Here is a 17,004-nt window from a genome sequence, read left to right as displayed (position 1 = left end):
TCCATGTCGGCCATCGTCCTCAGGCTGCGCGCGGTTGCGGGGCGGCCTTGGCGATGGCTTCGCGGAACAGCTCGCCCAGGATCGACACACCCTGTTCGATGCGCTCCGGCGAAACCGTCACGAAGGCCAGGCGCAGCGTGTTCATGCGCGGGTTGCCGGCGTAGAACGGCGCGCCCGGCACGTAGGCCACGTTGCGGCGCACGGCTTCTTCCAGGATGGTCATGCTGTTCAGGCCTTCCGGCAGTTCCACCCAGATGAACATGCCGCCTTCGGGCGCGTTCCAGGTCACGCCGGCCGGCATGTGGCGCTTGAGGGCGTCCAGCATGTAGGCGCACTGCTTGCCGTAGAGCTCGCGGATGGTCGGGATGTGGGTTTCCAGCAGGCCGTCCTTGATCGTCTCGTAGGCGATGCGCTGCGTGAAGGTGGGCGTGTGCAGGTCCGATGCCTGCTTGGCCTGGCACAGCTTGAAATGCAGGTCGGGCGGGGCGATCACGAAGCCCAGGCGCATGCCGGGGGCCAGGATCTTCGAGAACGAGCCCATGTAGATCACGCCGTCCGGGTTCATCGACAGCAGCGTCGGCAGCGTGTTGCCGGTGTAGCTCAGTTCGCCGTACGGATCGTCTTCCACCAGCAGGACGCCCAGTTCCTGCGCACGCTTGACCAGCGCCTGGCGGCGCTCCAGCGGCAGGCGGCGGCCCGTGGGGTTCTGGAAGTTCGGCAGCGCGTACAGGAAGCGCGCGTTGGCGGTCAGTTCGGCCGTCAGCGCCTCGGGGATCAGGCCCTTCTCGTCGGACGGAATCGACACGAATTCCGGCTCGAACAGCGAGAACGCCTGCAGCGCGCCCAGGTAGCTAGGCGTTTCCACCAGCACCGGGCTACCCGGGTCGATCATGATCTTGGCGATCAGGTCCAGTGCCTGCTGCGAGCCGGTGGTGATCAGCACGCGCTCGACGCCCACGTTGTAGCGCCTGGCCACGAACTCGCGCAGCGGCAGGTAGCCTTCGGTGGCAGCGTACTGCAGGGCGCCTTGCGGGTTATCGGCGAATACACGGGCCACCGCCGCTTCCATGGCCGCTACCGGGAACGACGCCGGGGAGGGCAGGCCGCCGGCGAACGAAATGACTTCCGGACGCTCGGTGACTTTCAGGATTTCGCGGATGGCCGAGCTGGTCAGTTGCTGTGCTCGGCGGGAGATGGCCCATTTCATGATTGGTCTCGTGGTGGGGGTAATTCAGGGCCGGGCCCGCGGGCCCGGCTAATGTCTCTAATACGTCTGATATGTCAGGTCAGGCTGGCAAGGCTCGTCAGGCAGGGGGCTGCTTCAGATCTCGACGATCATCTCGATCTCGACGCAGGCGCCCAGCGGAATCTGCGCCACGCCGAAGGCGCTGCGGGCGTGCTTGCCCTTCTCGCCGAAGATTTCAACCAGGAATTCGGAGCAGCCGTTGGTCACCAGGTGCTGCTCGGTGAATTCCTGGGTGGAGTTCACCAGGCTCATCACCTTGACGATGCGCTTGACGCGGTTCAGGTCGCCGATATGGCCGTGCAGCGTGGCCAGCAGGTCGATGGCGATGGCGCGGGCGGCCTGCTGACCGGTGGCGGTATCGATATCCTTGCCGAGCTTGCCAGCCCAGGGCTTGCCGTCGCGGCGGGCGATATGGCCCGACAGGAAGACGGTGTTGCCGGTGGTCGCAGCCATCACATAGGCAGCGGCCGGGGCGCCGGCGGTGGGCAGTTCCACGCCGAGTTTGGCAAGGGTGTCGTAGACGGACATGCGGTGACTCCTGTCAGTGAATGCGTCCTGAAAAAACTGGGGGCGTTTCTCCGGCCACGGGGGCCGGCGGCGTGGCGGGTGCGGTGTTGCGCACGGCGGCGCGTCGGCCAAGGGCCACCACGGCGATCACCGCCACTGCAAAAGCGACGGTGGCGGCATCGAGGGGCTCGGCCAGGATCACGGCGCCGCCCGCCAGCGTGAGGAACGGCTGCAGCAATTGTATCTGCCCTACGCGGGCCACGCCGCCTTTTGCGAGCCCGGCGTACCAGAACAGGAAGCCGATGAACATCGAGAACACCGACACATAGGCCATGCCGGCCCACGCACGTGGGGAAGCGGCGGCAATTTCGTCCGCATGCCCCAGTGTCAGCCACGCCACCACCGGCGCCAGCACCGGCAGCGACACCACCAGCGCCCACGAGATCGTCTCCAGCCCGCCCAGTTCGCGCGACAGCTTGCCGCCTTCGGCATAGCCGAGGGCACCCAGCACCACGGCCAGGAACAGGAACCAGTCGGCATGCTGCAGGCCGCCCGCGCCCTGCCACAGGGCAAAGCCGACCACCAGGGCGCTGCCGGCCAGTGCCGAGAGCCAGAATCCGATCGACGGGCGCTCGTTGCCGAACCACGCTGCGAACACGGCCGTGGCCAGCGGCAGCAGGCCGATGACGATGGCACCGTGCCCGGCCGGCACTTCGCGCATGGCCAGCGACGAAAACACCGGAAAGCCGACCACCACGCCCAGCGCGGTCACGGCCAGCCGCAGCCACTGCCGACCGCGCGGCCGCTTCGACGGCACCAGCGCGCCGCGGGCCGCCAGCAAGGCCAGCGCCAGCATGGCCGCGATCACGGCCCTGGCCAGCGCCACGAACGTGGCATCCAGCTCGGCCACGGCCATGCGCGTGAACGGCAGCGTCTGGCTGAAGATGGCCACGCCGATAAAGCCCAGCAGCATGCCGCCGGAATGGGGGGAAGGGTTCTGGCTCATGACGTTCAGGGGCGCATCATTGGGGGTGTGCGGCGGCCACGGCCATCCACAGGGCGGTCAGCGCCAGCGCCAGCCCCATCACACCGTTGAACCAGCGCACGCGGTTGCCATGCATCAGCCACTCGCGCAGCGACGCGCCCAGTACGCCATAGGCGCCGTTGCTGAAAAAGCCGAAGGTCGCGAACAGCGTGCTGACCAGCAGCACGCGCTGGCCCAGCGACGGCGCGTTATCCATGTACGACGCGGCCACGGCCAGCGCCATCATCCACGCCTTGATGTTGGCGAATTGCATGGCGATCGATTGCCAGACATTCATCGGCTTGAGCACGTTCTTTTCGGCCAGCGACGTGCTGCGGGCAATGCGCAGCGCCAGCCAGAGCAGGTACAGCACGCCCACCACGCGGATGGCCGCTGCCAGCATCGGGCTGGCCAGGATCAGCGCGCCCACGCCCGTGGCGCACAGCGCGATGATGCTGGCGAAGCCGACCGACACGCCGACGCAGTGCGGCAGCGTGGCGCGCAGGCCGAAGTTGGCGCCGGTCACGGCCGCCACGGTGGTGTTCGGACCGGGCGTGAAGGCGCCCACTGCCAGCAGCGTGACCAATGCCAGGAACTGGGCCATCGACAGGCCCGTAAGCCAGGTTTCCATGCCGGTCATGCGAAGTTGACGACCACGCGCCGGTTGGTGCGGCTCTTCTTCTCGATCTTGGTCACCACCATCGCGCCAATCTCGCCGGTGTTTGCCACATGCGTGCCGCCGCAAGGCTGGCGGTCCACGCCGGGGATGTCGACGATGCGGATGGTCGACGTGCCGGCCGGCGGCGCGGCGCCGATCGTACGGACCAGGTCGGGCTGGGCGGCCAGTTGCTCGGGCGTGATGCGGTCGATATTGACCGGCGTCTTCGCGTCGATCAGCGCGTTGAGCTGATCGGTCAGCACGGCCTTGTCGAGCGTGGATTCAGGCAGGTCGAAGTCGATGCGCGCCGAATCGGGCGAGATGCTGCAGCCGGTGACCGGCACCGGAATCAGCGACCCCAGCAGGTGCAGGCAGGTATGCAGGCGCATGAGCCGGTGGCGGCGCGCCCAGTCGATCCTGACCTCGACGCGGTCGCCCACGGCCAGCGCGGGCGCATCGGGGGCGGGCACGTGCAGGATGCGGGTGCGGTCATCGGCGTAGACCGTGTCGGCCAGCACCACCACGCGGCCATCGGCGGTATTCAGCGTGCCGGTGTCGCCGGCCTGGCCGCCGCTGCGTGCGTAGCAGACGGTCTGGTCCAGTTCGATGCCCGTGTCGCTCACCGCCACCACGGTGGCCTGGCAGTGATCGAGATACGCGTCGTCGTCGAAGCGCTTGGCGGTGGTGGCGGACATCGGGGGGCTCCTCGGGTGTGTCTTGTGGGGTCTTGTGGTTCAGCGCAGGGTCTTGATGCCCGCTGGGGTGTCGATGTCGGCCGTCAGCAGCGGCGGCCCATCGGTCTGGTCGATCTCGATCAGGTCCGCGGCGCCAAGCCACGCCAGCCCCTGCCGCAGCAGTTCCGCATGCGGGTGCTGGCCGCGCAGCCGGCGCAGCGCCAGGTCCTGGCGCGGCAGGCTGATGCCGGGGTGGTTGGCCACGTCCCACTGGATCAACGTCGGGAACAGGCCCTCGCCGGCGCTGGCGGCCTCGCCATGCCACGTGGGCAGGCTGCCGTCATCGGGCACGGTCAGGCGCCAGTGCAGCGCGCCGCGATCCATCGGGATGGCCGGGGCGATGCGGTCCGGGTACTGCGACTGCCAGCGCGACAGGTCGGCGGGGCGCTCCACGCGGGCCGCCCAGTGCGCCAGGAACGGGCCGTCGCGCAGGCGTTGCTGCATCAGGTCGCTGTCCAGGCCGAACCAGCGCGGACGATCCGGCGCCGGGGCGGCCGGGTCGATCGCGATCACTTCGAGGTACAGCCCGCCAAACAGCCCCAGCACGCGGTTGTGCGTGCCCATGCGCGGGTGCGCGCCGCCGCCTTGCGGGGCGATGCCAAGCAGGTTGGCGACATGCTCGGCACCCGACTCCAGGTCGGGGGCGGCAATCACGAGGTGGTCAATGGCAAGTTTCATCGTTGGTTGATGGTAGTCAAGCTTGTCGGTACAGTACCGATACAGTTCAGCAAATCGTCTTCAGTACAGTTGCGGGAGCGCCACATGGAAGGCAACCAGAAGAATCGCCACGGCGAAAATGATAGTGCCTCAACGATCACATCAGGTGGCGTTGCGAGCGGCGGCACGCGCCCGTTGCGGCTGGTGATGCCGGCCGCCGGTCATCCCCAGCTGCCGGACCCGATTCCCTCCGCCCAGATGACGCTGGTGGAACAGCTGACCGAATGGGCGCGGCTGCGCATCGACGAACGGGTGTTCCGGGCGGGCATGCGGATGCCGTCGATCCGCCAACTGGCGTCGGAAAAGGGCATCTCGCGCTTTACGGTGGTGGAAGCCTACGAGCGCCTGGTGGCGCTGGGCTACCTGGAATCGCGGCGCGGGTCGGGGTTCTACGTGCGCGACCGCCTGCCGCATGCGTCGGTGGCGGCACCGCTGGCGTCGCCGGCCATCCGCAATGTCGACGTCACTTGGCTGCTGCGCAGCATGTTCCACTCTGCCGAGAGCCACAAGGCGCCGGGCTGGGGATTCCTGCCCACCGAATGGCTCGATGGCGAACTGCTGTCGGGCGCCATGCGCAGCCTGGGGCGGCAACCCGGCGGACATTTTCTGTCCAGCGGCACCCCGATGGGCTTCCTGCCGCTGCGGCAGCAACTGCGTACCCGGCTGGAAGAACTGGAAATCGGCGTCACGCCGGAGCAGATCGTGATGACGTCGGGCATCACCCAGGCCTTCGACCTGATCGCGCGCCAGTTTCTGCATCCGGGCGATACCGTGGTGGTGGGCGACCCGGCCTGGTTCGTGATGTTTGCCCGCTTTGCCACGCAGGGCGCCAATGTGATCGGCGTGCCCTACACGGCCGATGGCCCCGACCTGGAGGCGCTGGAGCGCATCGCGCAGGCGCATCGGCCCAAGCTGGTGGTGGTCAATTCGGTGCTGCACAACCCCACGGGCACGTCGCTGTCGGCCGCCCGGGCGTTCCGGCTGCTGCAACTGGCCGAACAGTACGGTTTCACGATTGTCGAGGACGACATCTATTGCGACCTGTGCCCGCCCGGCCATGCGGCCACGCGGCTGGCCAGCCTGGACCAACTGAAGCGGGTGATCTACCTGGGCAGTTTTTCCAAGACGCTGGCCGCCAACCTGCGCGTGGGCTTTATCGCCGCCAGCCCGGAACTGGCCGTGACGCTGACCGACAGCAAGCTGGTGACCGGCATGGCCACGCCGGAAATCAACGAACGGGTGGTCTACAAGGTGCTGACGGAGGGGCACTACCGCAAGCACACCGAGCGCGTGCGGGTGCGGCTGGACCGTGCCCGCGACGAGACGCGCGAGCAGCTGGAGCGGCTGGGCCTGCGCATCTTCCCAGGCCAGGTGGCCGGCATGTACCTGTGGGCCGATACCGGCGTGGATACCAACGTCATCGCTACGGCCGGCCACGAGGAAGGGTATCTGTTCGCGCCGGGCAGCCTGTTTTCGCCGTCGCAGATGCCGTCCACCTGGACCCGCTTCAATGTGGCCAGCAGCACCGATCCGGGCATGCTGCGCTTTCTGGCAGGCCGGATGGAGCGCCTGTCCGGCCTGCCGGCCGGCGCCGGCACGTAAGCCAGGGGACGGGGCCTTGAAAATGCCCCGTCCCGTCCCTATTTCCTGCGCCATCGACCCGCTCCGGATGCACGGGGCAGGGCACCTTGCGCATAGATCCGATTCAAGAGGAGAACCATGACCGCACCGCACGAGACGATGAGCTTCCAGGCGGAAGTGAAGCAGTTGCTGCACCTGATGATCCACTCGCTGTACAGCAACAAGGAAATCTTCCTGCGCGAGCTGGTATCGAACGCTTCGGACGCCACCGACAAGCTGCGCTTCGAGGCGATCGGGAACCCGGCCCTGCTCGAAAACGACGCCGACCTGGCGATCCGCATCGAAGCCGACCCGGCCGCCCGCACGCTGAAGATCACCGACAACGGCATCGGCATGAGCCGTGACGAGGCGATCCGCAACCTGGGCACCATCGCCCGTTCTGGCACCAAGGAGTTCTTCCAGCAGCTGTCCGGCGACCAGCAGAAGGACGCCGCGCTGATCGGCCAGTTTGGCGTGGGGTTCTACTCGGCCTTTATCGTCGCGGACAAGGTCACCGTGGAAACGCGCCGCGCCGGCCTGGCTGGCAGCGAAGCCGTGCGTTGGGAAAGCACCGGCGATGGCGAATTTACGATTGACGCGATCGACCGCGCCGAGCGCGGCACCACGATCACGTTGCACCTGCGCGAAGGCGAAGACGATTTCCTGTCCTCGTATCGCCTGCAACACATCATCCGCAAGTACTCGGACCATATCTCGCTGCCGATCCGCATGCCCAAGGAAGAATGGGATGCCGAGGCGCAGCAGCAGAAGCTGACGGGCGAGTGGGAGAGCGTGAACCAGGCCAGCGCGCTGTGGACACGCAACAAGTCCGACATCACCGACGAGCAGTACCAGGCGTTCTACCAGCACATTGCGCACGATCACGATGCCCCGCTGGCCTGGACGCACAACCGCGTGGAAGGCCGCAGCGAGTACACGCAGCTGCTGTACATCCCGGCCCGCGCGCCGTTCGACCTGTGGGACCGCAACCGCAAGGCCGGCCTGAAGCTGTACGTGAAGCGCGTGTTCATCATGGACGACGCCGACCAGCTGCTGCCGTCGTACCTGCGCTGGGTCAAGGGCGTGGTGGATTCGGCCGACCTGCCGCTGAATGTGTCGCGCGAACTGCTGCAGGAAAGCCGGGACGTGAAGGCCATCCGCGAAGGCTGCAGCAAGCGCGTGCTGTCGATGCTGGAAACGCTGGCCGACAGCGAGGACGAAGCCGACCGCGCCAAGTACAAGACGTTCTGGGAGCAGTTCGGCCAGGTGCTCAAGGAAGGCATGGGCGAGGACCAGGCCAACGCCGAGCGCATTGCCCGCCTCCTGCGCTTTGCCACGACCCACAACGACACGGCCGAGCAATCGGTGTCGCTGGCCGACTGCGTGGGCCGCATGAAGGAAGGCCAGGACAAGATCTACTACGTCACGGCCGATGCCTGGGCGCCGGCCAAGTCGAGCCCGCACCTGGAGGTGTTCCGCAAGAAGGGCATCGAAGTGGTGCTGCTGACCGACCGCGTCGACGAATGGCTGCTGTCGTACCTGCACGACTTCGACGGCAAGGAACTGGTGTCCGTGGCCCGTGGCGACCTGGACCTGGGCGCGCTGGCCGACGAAGCCGAGAAGGCCGAGCAGGAGAAGGCATCCACCGAATGGAAGGACGTGGTGGAGCGCGCGAAGACCGTGCTCGAAGGGCACGCCAAGGACGTGCGCGTGACGCTGCGCCTGACCGATTCGGCGTCGTGCCTGGTGTCCGATGACGGCGACATGAGCGGCTATCTGCAGCGCCTGCTGAAGCAGGCCGGCCAGAAGGCGCCCGACGCGCAGCCGATCCTGGAACTGAACCCCGAGCACGCGCTGGTGAAGAAGCTGCGCGACGTGCCCGAGGGCGATGGCTTCAGCGACCGCGTGCGCGTGCTGTTCGACCAGGCCCTGCTGGCCGAGGGCGGCATGCTCGACGATCCGGCGGCCTATGTGCAGCGGGTGAACCGCCTGCTGGCCTGATGTCGTTGTAACGAAAGCAAGGCGCCTGCGGGCGCCTTGTTCATTTCTGGCCTGACTCGATCCATGGGATCTTCCGACTCGACGCGATGACCACCAAACGCTGCTTCCCGCCGGTCGTCGACCCGCACACCCGCGTGCTGGTGCTCGGCAGCCTGCCGGGCGAGGTCTCGCTGGCCCAGGCGCAGTACTACGCGCACAAGCAGAACCGCTTCTGGCACCTGATGACCGACGTGCTGGGCGTGGATCTGGTCGGGCTGGACTATGAAAGCCGCCTGGCCACGCTACGCCAGCACCGCGTGGGCCTGTGGGATGTCGTGGCCGAGGCGCGCCGCGAGGGCAGCCTCGACAGCAGCATCCGCGATCACCAGGGCAACGACCTGATCGGCCTGATCGCCACGTTGCCGGAGTTGCGGGCGATTGCCTTCAACGGCGGCACGGCGGCAAAGATCGGCGAAAAGGCGCTGGCCGGGCATGGCGACCGGCACGCCATCGTAAAACTGCCATCCAGCAGCCCGGCCTATACGCTGGCCTATGCGCAGAAGCTGATCGCGTGGCAGGCGTTGCGCGAGTGGCTGGCCTAGCCGCTCGCCGAGGCAACCAGCCGGTCAATCACCCGGTCAATCGAACTTCGGCTGCGTCGCCGCGTAGCTCGGCCGCGCACGCATGACTGCATGGCCGCGCCGGATATTCGGTCGCGTCTCCAGCAGCGCCTGGCTTTCCGGGAACATCCCCAGATACTCGACGATCGGCGCGAAGAACAGGTCGGCCATCGACAGCGCGTTGCCCACCAGGAAATCCCGGCCGCCGTACGCCTGTTCCAGGGCATCTAGCTGTTTGGCCATTTCCGGCACGGCGGCGTCGATGATTGCACGGTCGGGCTGGCCGTTTTCTCCCTTTGGAAACACGTACTGGAGCACGTAGCGGCGCACCATCGCGTCATAGGCATGGCAGTTGATCAGGCTGATCCATTGCTCGCAGCGCGCGCGGGCGGTGGGGCCGGTCTGCGGCATCAGATTGGTGCCAGCGAAAACCTCGTTGATATAGCTCAGGATGGCGCGCGTTTCGTAGAACTCGATCGGGCCGTCGGCGAAGGCCGGAATGCGGCCGAACGGGTTATGGGCGAGCAATGCCTCGTCGCGCGGTGTCACCGGGTCCAGCGTGTAGCGCAGCCCCTTTTCTTCCAGCGCCAGGCGGACGGTGCGCACATAGGTGCTGCGGGCGTCGCCGTAGACGGTCAGCGTGCCCGCGCTGCCCTCCGGGTCCAGGTAATCGACGAGGTTGTTGAACACCGACTGCCAGCCGCTGACGTGCGCATCGCGCGTCGCCGCATCGGGAAAGCCGCTGTGCCGCATGTGCATGTGGGTGCCGCCGTCCTTGGCGGTCAGGGTCACCTCGATCAGCGTGCGCATGCCGGCGGGCAGTTCGGTGCCGCCTTCCCATTCCCACGTGTAGGCCAGGAAATTGGCCCGATCGAGCGTCTGGTATTCGCCGTGCACGCGGTGCGTCTCGCCGTCCCGGGCGCCGATCACGAGCCGGTATTTGCCGCCCACGCGGGCATCGGCACGCGCTTCCAGCACCGACATGCCGCGCGGGCAATGCCAGGTGGCCAGCGCGGTCTGGTCCGTGAAGGCATCGAACACGCGCTCGCGCGGGGCGCGGATCTGACGGGTCATTTCCAGATGAAAGGTCGCGGCTTCGCTCATGACTTGTTCCCCTGTTTCGGTGTGACATCGATGTCGGATTGCGCCTGCTCGACAAAGGCCACCAGCCTGTCGAGGTTGTCTTCCCAGTGCCGCCGGTAGGTCTCCAGCCAGCCATGCGCATCACGCAGCGCGCCGGGCCGCAGATGGCAGATGCGCCAGCGCGCATTGACCTCGCGCTCGATCAGCCCGGCATCGGCCAGCACGCGCAGATGCCGGGAGATGGCCGGCGCCGACATGTCGAACGGCCGCGCCAGTTCGCTGACCGGCGCCTCGCCTTCCGCAAGACGCGCCAGAATCGCGCGCCGCGTGGGATCGGCCAGCGCGGCAAACACGGACGAAAGTGGATCGGTGACATTGGGCATGTGATCATTTAACGCATTGGTTAAATGAAGATCAAGGGGTGTTACAACTGGGGTTTGCGGGAAAAGCGGGAATGCGCGGGAGGGCCGAGCGCCGACAGGGGAAACCAGGGGCGGCAAAGCGTCCGACCGGAGATCGAATTCCGGCCGGAACGTTGGGCGTCTCGAGAGAGAAAGGAGAGCGGAGAAGGCGGGCCGCTCAGGCCGTCGTATTGACGATGTTGCCGGTGCTGCTGCCCGTGGCCTCCTGGTACGCCTCCGACAGCTTGGCCATCGCGGCCGACAGGGCAGCCTGGGTGGCGGTCACGCCGGCCTGCAGCGTGGCGACCGTGCTGGTCTTGGTCTGGTCGTCGGTCGGGGCGGCCTGTGCGGCTTGCATCTGGGCCATTTGGGCGGCCAGTTGCTTCTGCAGGGCTTCGATTTGCTGCTTCAGGGCCTTGATGACGGCCGATTCGGTGTCGCTGCTGCTGCTGTCGGCGCCGGCCGCGCCGCCGGCCTTGCCAGCGCCAGCTGGGCCGGCAATGCGGCCGCCGGCGTTGGCCGAAGAGGTGGAACCCGAAGCCGAAGCGCCCTCGGCGGAGCCGTTGGCCTGGCCGTCGGGGGTCTGCGCGGTGGTGTCGTCCGTGGTCTGCGTGAAGCGGCGGGTGTTGGTGACCGTCGCGTCACTGGCCACCATGACCTGGGGTGTAACGCTGCTGATGGATGTCATTGTTGGAGTCCGATCGAAGAGAGAGCCCACATCCTTCTTCGGCCATTCCGCGTAAAACTTTAGCGATGCGGGCGCGGTCTGATCGGCATCTGTCACAATCGCGGCTGTCCGGCGTTCGGACACCCCCGCACCTTACTGGATTCCCATGTTGTCTTCCCTTGGTCTCGGCGGTATTGGCGGCATCGGCCTGCATGTCATCGTGGCGATCTTCTTTGCCGTGCATGCCGTCCGTACCCACCAGAATATGTATTGGCTGCTGTTGCTGTTCCTCTTCCCGGGGCTTGGCAGCGTTGTCTATTTCTTTGCGATCTACCTGCCGGGCCTGCGCCAGACGCGCGGCGCGCAGGTGGCCAAGCGCGCCATCAACCAGATCGTGGATCCGGGGCGGGCCGTGCGCGAAGCGCGGCAGGCGTTCGACCGCGCGCCGACCGTCGACCATCGCATGCGCCTGGGGGCCGCGCTGCTGGACGCCGGCAACCCGGCCGAGGCGCTGGAGCACTACGAAGCCGCGGCCAACGGCCCGTTTGCATCGGACCCGGCGCTGCTGGAGGGGCTGGCCCGCGCGCAACTGGCCACGGGCCGTCATGCAGAAGCCCAGGCCACACTGGAAAAGCTGTTCGCGGGCAATCCACGCGCCCGCGATCAATCCGATCCGTCGCTGCTCTATGCCCGGACACTGGCCGCGCAGAATGCCACCGGCACGCGCGAAGCTTTCGAGCGGGCGCTGACCAACGCCAGCGACGTAGCTGCGCGCTGCCTGTTTGCCGACTGGCTGGCGACGCAGCCCGAAGCGGCCGACCGCGAACGCGCGAAGTCGTTGTATTCCGAAATCGTTCATGACGCGCGCCACTGGCCGCGCCATGCCCGCGAACATAATCGTGAATGGCTGCAGCGCGCGCAAACCGCGCTGGGCCAATGATCCGTGCCTTGGGCGCACTACTTTCTTCCATGACGCTTCTGAAACGCAAATCGATCGAGGCAGTGGCCTCGCGCCGCCCCGCACGCGGCAACCGTGAAACCTCGCGCAAGAACCTGTCCAAAGCCGCCGACGAAAAGCGCATGACGCCGCGATTCGCGCCGGTGACGTTTTCCGAGATGGACGGCGTGCGCTACCTGCACTTCGGTACCGAATGGGTGCAGGGCGCCATGCGCCTGCGCAAGCCCGAAGCCATCGAACTGGAATACGCGCAGCAGATGATGGCCTGGCTGCTGTTCCAGTCGCCGTCGTCGGCCGATTTCCACGTGGCGCAGCTGGGTCTGGGCGCGGCCGCGCTGACCAAGTTCTGCCATCGCCATTTCGCCAAAGCGAAAGTTACGGCTGTGGAGCTGAACCCGGCCGTGATCGTGGCGGGCCGCAGCATGTTTGGCCTGCGCGAGGATGATGCCCGGCTGACCGTGCGTGAGCAGGACGCCTGGGATTACGTGATGGATGGCGCCAATACGGCTGCCATCGATGCGCTGCAGGTGGACCTGTACGACGCCACGGCGCGTGGGCCGGTGCTGGATACCACGGCGTTCTACCGCGCCTGCCGCCGCGTGCTGAAGGCGCCAGGCGTGATGACCATCAACCTGTTCGGCGACCACGACAGCTTTCCGAAGAATATCGAGCGGATTTGCGATGCCTTCGACGATCGCGTGCTGGTGTTCCCGGAGGTGCATGACGGCAACATCATCGCCCTGGCGTTCAATGGCCCGGCAATCGAAGTGTCGTGGCAGACGCTGGAGGCACGGGCCGAGGTGATCGAGGCTTCGACCAAGCTGCCGGCCCGGGATTGGGTCAAGAAACTGCGCGCGGCGAATGCGCGACAGGAAGAACGGCTGGTGATCTGAGGGAAGGCTCTGTAGTGGTCAAGTTTTTTCAGACAGGTATTAGGGTGGTCTGTTGGAACTTGTCCTCGTAGTCTGTTGGCGACGTGTAGCCCAGTGTCGAATGCAAGCGCACCGGGTTGTAGAAGCCCACGATGTACTGCGTGATGTCGCGCCGGGCTTCCGCCCGGTCGACGTACCGCCTCTGCCAGACGCGCTCCATCTTCAGGTTCAGGAAGAAGCGTTCGGCTACAGCGTTATCCCAGCAATCGCCGGCCCGGCTCATGCTGCAAACCAGGCCGTGGCGCGCCAGCAATCCCTGGTACTCCTCGCTTGCATACTGGCTGCCGCGGTCCGAATGCACAATCAGTCCGGGCGCCGGATTGCGCTGCAGGATGGCCATCTTCAAGGCCGACGCCACCAGCGCGGCGGGCATGGCCGCTGCGCTGGCCCAGCCCACTACCTTGCGCGAATACAGGTCCAACACCACCGCCAGATACAACCAGCCTTCCCCCGTGCGCACATACGTGATGTCCGACACCCAGGCCCGGTTGGGCTGTGCGGGCCTGAACTGCCTGCTCAGCACGTTCGGCGCCACCGGCCTCCCATGCCGGCTGTCAGTCGTCGCCACGAACTTGCGCTTCCACACCGGGTGCAGATTCTCCTGGCGCATCAGCGTGCGGGCCCGATAGCGCCCGATCTTCACCCCCTGCTTGTCCAAATCCTGCGCCACGCGCCGGCTGCCGTAGGTACGTCCGCTGGCCTCGAACGCCGCCCGCACATACACCGCCTGCCGCAAGGCCTTCTCCTTGGTGGCAGGCTCTCGCCCGGCCGCGTAATACCCCGCCCGGCTCACGCCCAGTACCCGGCATGCCCGACTGATGGAGATCGCCTCCTTCTGCAATCCGCTAACCACTCGATAGATCACTTGAGTTCGCGGGCGAAGAAGGCCGATGCCTTTTTTAGGATCAGGTTGTCCTCCTTCAGTCGGCGGTTTTCCTCTTCGAGCTGGCGGATGCGCTGCTGCTCAGGCGTCAGCGGCTTGCCCACTCCCTTGCCGCCAGCCACTTCAAGGTCGTATTGGACCAGCCAGCGCCGTAAGGCGGTCTCGCCAATCGCCATCGTGTGGCAAACCTCGGCGACCGATAGGCCCTGATCCCGGATCATCCGGACTACCTCCAGCTTGAAGGCAGCGTCAAACTTGCGGCGTTGCTTTGTCATGTCGTCTTTCCTCGTCGATCGTGATTTTCCACCTATCGACCTGTCTGAGGAAATTGGACCACTACACTCCCCTCTCCCGCGCGCGGGAGAGGGGTTGGGGGAGAGGGCGAGCGGTGCAAGATCCGACGACTGGAAGTTGGACCGTCTCCCCTCTCTCCCGGCGCCTTTCCCATCAATGGGAGAGGGGAGGCAACCGGCGGAAAGGTTGCCCGACTTATTCCTTGTGAAAGAACTGCGCCAGCGACCATTCGTCGGTACGTGCCTCGTACTTCAGCCCCTTGCGCATGGCCCACATCGCCAGCTGGCTGTGCGACGGGACGATGGCGTGGTCGTCCAGCGCAAATTTGGCGGCCGTGCGGGCGTTCTGCTCGCGGTCCTTGTCGCTCGACACCGTGGTCAGCGATTTCTCGATCAGTTGATCCAGCTTCGGATTGCTGTACTTGCCCCAGTTCCACGTGCCATAGCCGGTCTTCGGGTTTGGCGTGCCGGTGATCGAGCGTAGCGCCACGTCGGCGGCGGCCGAGCCCCAGCCCAGCATCTCGAAGGCGAAGTCGCCCTGGCGGGCGCGCGTGAAGTAGGCGGCCACAGGCAACGTTTCGACCTTGGTCTGGATGCCGATGCGCGTCAGCATGCCGGCGGTGGCCTGCGCCACCTGGGCATCGTTCAAATAGCGGTTGTTGGTGGCGTGCAGCGTCAGCGCGAAGCCATCGGGATAGCCGGCCTGGGCCAGCAGCTTCTTCGCGCCTTCGACGTCATAGGCGTCGGGCTTGGTGCCCGGATGGCCGAAGATCTGCGGCGACACGATCGACGATGCCGGCACGGCCAGGCCTTCCATGATGCGGCTGACGATGGCGTCGCGGTTCAGCGCCTTGCTGATTGCGGCGCGCACGCGGGCATCCTTGAAGGGGTTCTTGCCCAGCGGCTTGCCGGCCTTGTCGGTGACGAACGGCGGGTTGTCGCGCGACTGGTCCATCTGCCAGAAGATGGTGCGCCACGACGTAGTCTGCTCGATCTTGAACTTCGGATTTTGCTTAAGTTTGGCCACATCGGCGGCCGGGATGCTCTCGATCACATCGACATCGCCGGCCAGCAGCGCGGCGGTGCGCGCGCCGTTATCGGTCAGGATGCGGAAGATGGCGCGGTCGAACTCGGGCTTCGGACCCCAGTAGTCGGGGTTGCGCTGCATCACGATTTCCTGGCCCCGCGCGAAGCGCACGAACTTGTACGGACCGGTGCCGATCATGGCCTTGCCCGAGTCGAAATCGGCCTGGCTCAGGTCAGCGGCGATCTTCTTCGGCATGATCGGCACGCTGTTCAGGTCATTGGCCAGGTTGGCGTAGTTCGGCACGTTCATCGTCAGGCGCACCGTGAGCGCGTCGGGGGTGTCGATGCGTGCGATGGGCTTGGTGTAGCTGGTGAACGATCCCGGCGCGTTGGTCAGCTTCTCGGGGCGTTCCAGCGATGCCTTGACGTCTTCGCTCGTGAACGGCGAGCCGTCGTGCCATTTCACGTTGGGGCGCAGCTTGATTTCCCAGGTGATGGCGTTGACCGGCTTCCAGGACAACGCCAGGCCGGGAATGTAGCGGGCGTTCTTGTCCATGAACACCAGCGACTCGAAGATATGAAGCGCGATGGCGTTGTTGGGGCCCGCGTTGTTCCAGTGCGGGTCCATCGACGTCACGTCGGCAGCCAGGCCAATGCGCAGGTCTTCCGCGTGGGCGGCGTGGACGGGAATCAGCGTCAGCGCCGTGGCGCTCAGCGCAATCGAAACAGATGCTTGCAGCAGCGTGCGGCGGATCATGAGTGGGCTCCTCGTACGGTGTTGGCCGCTATTGTGCCGTCAAATGTACTTCCATGTCCGATACATCCGGGACGGAAGGCAGGATGGATGCGGGACGCGGCAGGGTGCCCGGTACAATCGCGCCCATGTTTGCCAATTCCCGCACCATTTCGTCGGCGCAGACCGATATCCACGACCAGCTGGCGGCGCGCGTGCAGCGTCATCTGGACGAGCCGTTCCGCAAGCCCATCGGCGCCCCGAGCCAACAGGCGTTTGATGCCGCCAGCGAAGCCTGGCAGCGCGCTGGCGCCAAGCCCCTGATTATCGACGCGGGCTGCGGAATCGGGGAGAGCACGCTGCGGCTGGCCACGGCGTTTCCCGATCACTACGTGATCGGCGTCGATCAGTCGGAAAAGCGATTAACCGCGGGCAAGGACTGGTGGGATGCCGAGATGCCAGTGAATTTTCATTGGGCGCGGGCCGATCTCGTTGATTTCTGGCGCCTGCTGCAGCAGGGCGGGGTGCATGTGGTGCGTCACTATGTGCTGTATCCGAATCCGTGGCCGAAGATTGGGCACCTGGGTCGGCGCTGGCAGGGGCACGCGGTGTTCCCTGCGCTGGCAGCCTGCGGCGACTACCTGGAATGCCGCAGCAACTGGAAGGTCTATATCGACGAATTTGCGGCGGCGCTGACGATGGTCGGGCGCCCGGCGCAGACCGAAGCCTGGCAGCCGGAAACGCCGATGACGCCGTTCGAGCGCAAGTATGGCGCGTCCGGCCATGGGCTCTGGCGCTGCACCAGCCTGCGGCTGGCATAAAAAAACCCGCCGTGACTGGCGGGTTTTTCGTTGAGGTGCGTGTGCGACGCCTTAGTGGAACAGCGGCTGCTGGGTCGGGGCATCCTCGGGCAGTTCGGCGT

17 protein-coding genes are annotated in these 17,004 nt (G+C 66.2%); 6 read left to right on the top strand and 11 right to left on the bottom strand.

Going from position 1 to position 17,004, the window contains the following annotated elements; genetic code table 11:
- Window positions 1-19: 19 nt before the first annotated feature.
- The 6 genes from CYJ10_RS32425 to CYJ10_RS32400 form a co-directional block, all read right to left on the bottom strand.
- The gene (locus CYJ10_RS32425) at window positions 20-1,207 is read right to left on the bottom strand and encodes an aminotransferase-like domain-containing protein (RefSeq protein ID WP_101685538.1); all 1,188 of its coding nucleotides are present in this window, start codon (window positions 1,205-1,207) and stop codon (window positions 20-22) included.
- Window positions 1,208-1,321: 114 nt separating this feature from the next.
- The gene (locus CYJ10_RS32420; RefSeq protein WP_101685537.1) at window positions 1,322-1,774 is read right to left on the bottom strand and encodes a RidA family protein; all 453 of its coding nucleotides are present in this window, start codon (window positions 1,772-1,774) and stop codon (window positions 1,322-1,324) included.
- Window positions 1,775-1,787: 13 nt separating this feature from the next.
- On the bottom strand, window positions 1,788-2,759 hold the full coding sequence (locus CYJ10_RS32415) for a DMT family transporter (RefSeq protein ID WP_101685536.1): 972 nt from the start codon (window positions 2,757-2,759) through the stop codon (window positions 1,788-1,790).
- 16 nt (window positions 2,760-2,775) lie between these two features.
- Window positions 2,776-3,408: a LysE family translocator gene (locus tag CYJ10_RS32410; protein ID WP_101685561.1), complete on the bottom strand. Its 633-nt coding sequence runs from the start codon at window positions 3,406-3,408 to the stop codon at window positions 2,776-2,778.
- A 5-nt stretch (window positions 3,409-3,413) separates the two neighbouring features.
- The gene (locus tag CYJ10_RS32405) at window positions 3,414-4,130 is read right to left on the bottom strand and encodes an alanyl-tRNA editing protein (RefSeq protein ID WP_101685535.1); all 717 of its coding nucleotides are present in this window, start codon (window positions 4,128-4,130) and stop codon (window positions 3,414-3,416) included.
- A gap of 39 nt (window positions 4,131-4,169) precedes the next feature.
- Window positions 4,170-4,847, bottom strand: a complete 678-nt coding sequence (locus CYJ10_RS32400; protein WP_101685534.1) for a VOC family protein — start codon at window positions 4,845-4,847, stop codon at window positions 4,170-4,172.
- An 84-nt stretch (window positions 4,848-4,931) separates the two neighbouring features.
- Between CYJ10_RS32400 and CYJ10_RS32395 the strand changes: the two genes are divergently transcribed.
- From CYJ10_RS32395 to CYJ10_RS32385, 3 genes are all read left to right on the top strand, one after another.
- Window positions 4,932-6,488: an aminotransferase-like domain-containing protein gene (locus tag CYJ10_RS32395; RefSeq protein WP_101685533.1), complete on the top strand. Its 1,557-nt coding sequence runs from the start codon at window positions 4,932-4,934 to the stop codon at window positions 6,486-6,488.
- 117 nt (window positions 6,489-6,605) lie between these two features.
- On the top strand, window positions 6,606-8,507 hold the full coding sequence (gene htpG / locus CYJ10_RS32390; RefSeq protein WP_101685532.1) for a molecular chaperone HtpG: 1,902 nt from the start codon (window positions 6,606-6,608) through the stop codon (window positions 8,505-8,507).
- 86 nt (window positions 8,508-8,593) lie between these two features.
- Complete coding sequence (locus CYJ10_RS32385) at window positions 8,594-9,088, top strand: DNA-deoxyinosine glycosylase (protein WP_101685531.1); 495 nt, start codon at window positions 8,594-8,596, stop codon at window positions 9,086-9,088.
- A 36-nt stretch (window positions 9,089-9,124) separates the two neighbouring features.
- On the opposite strand, the gene CYJ10_RS32380 is transcribed toward CYJ10_RS32385, so the two are convergent.
- From CYJ10_RS32380 to CYJ10_RS32370, 3 genes are all read right to left on the bottom strand, one after another.
- Window positions 9,125-10,210, bottom strand: coding sequence for an SRPBCC domain-containing protein (locus CYJ10_RS32380; RefSeq protein WP_101685530.1), 1,086 nt, complete (start codon window positions 10,208-10,210; stop codon window positions 9,125-9,127).
- Complete coding sequence (locus CYJ10_RS32375) at window positions 10,207-10,572, bottom strand: ArsR/SmtB family transcription factor (RefSeq protein WP_101685529.1); 366 nt, start codon at window positions 10,570-10,572, stop codon at window positions 10,207-10,209. Before CYJ10_RS32375 ends, CYJ10_RS32380 begins: the two co-directional genes overlap by 4 nt.
- Before the next feature lie 196 nt (window positions 10,573-10,768).
- A complete protein-coding gene (locus tag CYJ10_RS32370; RefSeq protein WP_101685528.1) occupies window positions 10,769-11,278 on the bottom strand; it encodes a hypothetical protein in 510 nt (169 codons plus the stop codon).
- 145 nt (window positions 11,279-11,423) lie between these two features.
- Here CYJ10_RS32370 and CYJ10_RS32365 point away from each other — a divergent pair, with 145 nt between their 5' ends.
- Both CYJ10_RS32365 and CYJ10_RS32360 read left to right on the top strand, forming a co-directional pair.
- Window positions 11,424-12,197: a tetratricopeptide repeat protein gene (locus tag CYJ10_RS32365; RefSeq protein ID WP_101685527.1), complete on the top strand. Its 774-nt coding sequence runs from the start codon at window positions 11,424-11,426 to the stop codon at window positions 12,195-12,197.
- A 29-nt stretch (window positions 12,198-12,226) separates the two neighbouring features.
- Window positions 12,227-13,108, top strand: coding sequence for a spermidine synthase (locus CYJ10_RS32360; protein WP_101685526.1), 882 nt, complete (start codon window positions 12,227-12,229; stop codon window positions 13,106-13,108).
- Window positions 13,109-13,136: 28 nt separating this feature from the next.
- Here the strand turns inward: CYJ10_RS32360 and CYJ10_RS32355 are convergent.
- Together CYJ10_RS32355 and CYJ10_RS32350 are read right to left on the bottom strand one after the other, a co-directional pair.
- Window positions 13,137-14,305, bottom strand: a protein-coding gene (locus CYJ10_RS32355) for an IS3 family transposase (protein ID WP_101680030.1) whose coding sequence is annotated in 2 segments (ribosomal slippage) — window positions 13,137-14,038 and window positions 14,038-14,305 — 1,170 coding nt in all. Because the reading frame shifts where the segments join, the coding sequence is not laid out codon by codon here.
- Between the two features lie 214 nt (window positions 14,306-14,519).
- Window positions 14,520-16,106, bottom strand: coding sequence for an ABC transporter substrate-binding protein (locus CYJ10_RS32350; protein WP_101685525.1), 1,587 nt, complete (start codon window positions 16,104-16,106; stop codon window positions 14,520-14,522).
- A 125-nt stretch (window positions 16,107-16,231) separates the two neighbouring features.
- Here CYJ10_RS32350 and trmB point away from each other — a divergent pair, with 125 nt between their 5' ends.
- Window positions 16,232-16,903: a tRNA (guanine(46)-N(7))-methyltransferase TrmB gene (trmB, locus tag CYJ10_RS32345; RefSeq protein ID WP_180863141.1), complete on the top strand. Its 672-nt coding sequence runs from the start codon at window positions 16,232-16,234 to the stop codon at window positions 16,901-16,903.
- Window positions 16,904-17,004 lie beyond the last annotated feature (101 nt).

Source organism: Cupriavidus pauculus (assembly GCF_002858765.1).
Lineage (GTDB): Bacteria > Pseudomonadota > Gammaproteobacteria > Burkholderiales > Burkholderiaceae > Cupriavidus > Cupriavidus pauculus_B.
The sequence above is the reverse complement of the archived record's forward strand: the minus strand, read 5'-3'. Positions and strand labels throughout refer to the sequence as shown.